The organism is Pseudomonas sp. ICMP 3272, from assembly GCF_001466905.1.
Lineage (GTDB): Bacteria > Pseudomonadota > Gammaproteobacteria > Pseudomonadales > Pseudomonadaceae > Aquipseudomonas > Aquipseudomonas amygdali.
In genome coordinates this window covers 1-251 of record NZ_LKEK01000029.1, presented here as the reverse complement: position 1 = coordinate 251, position 251 = coordinate 1, and the positions used below count along the sequence as shown (strand labels likewise).

At 59.8% G+C, this 251-nt stretch carries 1 protein-coding gene; it reads left to right on the top strand.

The window, feature by feature from the left end; genetic code table 11:
• The coding region (locus tag AO068_RS03850; protein WP_152999735.1) for a hypothetical protein at positions 1–251 on the top strand (251 nt) is incomplete at both ends.

Sequence of the window (251 nt, the reverse complement as noted above, 5' to 3'; positions counted from 1 at the left end):
AGCAGCAGTGATCGTCTGGACCTGACGAGCGCACAACTGACCAACAGTGATGGTGGCAGCATCGGCAGCAGCCAGGCACTGACCGCGAGTGTCAGCCGCCTGAGCCAGCAGGGCGGTACCCTGTTCAGCAATACGTCCTTGAGCCTGGACCTGAACAACGGCCAGCTGGACAATCAGGGCGGTTTGATCAACGCGCCGGGCGCACTGCTGCTGAAAAACGTCAACGAGGTTCTGAACCAGAACGGCGAAAT